Source organism: Carboxylicivirga sp. M1479 (assembly GCF_007097485.1).
In the GTDB taxonomy this organism is placed as follows: domain Bacteria; phylum Bacteroidota; class Bacteroidia; order Bacteroidales; family Marinilabiliaceae; genus Carboxylicivirga.
Map to the genome: position 1 here is coordinate 1 of NZ_VKDE01000123.1, position 281 is coordinate 281.

Below are 281 nucleotides of genomic sequence, written 5' to 3' on the forward strand. Positions count from 1 at the left end.
CGACTGGAAAAGATACAGGATGCATCGGGGAAAAGCTTAACAGAATTTATTAAAAAGAACATTGAACCAACATCAACAGTCATTACTGATGGTTGGCCGAGCTATTCAGGATTAGAAAAACTGGGCTATATACACAAAATACAAAGTGCAGTAGTTAAGGAAGAGGATGAAAAAGTATTGCCAAATGTCCATCGTATAGCTTCGTTGCTTAAAAGATGGTTACTAGGAACACATCAAAGCTATTTGAATAAAAATAAGCTGGGTTATTATTTGGATGAATA

1 protein-coding gene is annotated in these 281 nt (G+C 35.2%); it reads left to right on the forward strand.

What is annotated here, in order from left to right:
- Nucleotides 1-281 (forward strand): IS1595 family transposase (locus FNN09_RS21010; protein ID WP_143304444.1); only part of this gene is annotated, 281 nt, incomplete at both ends.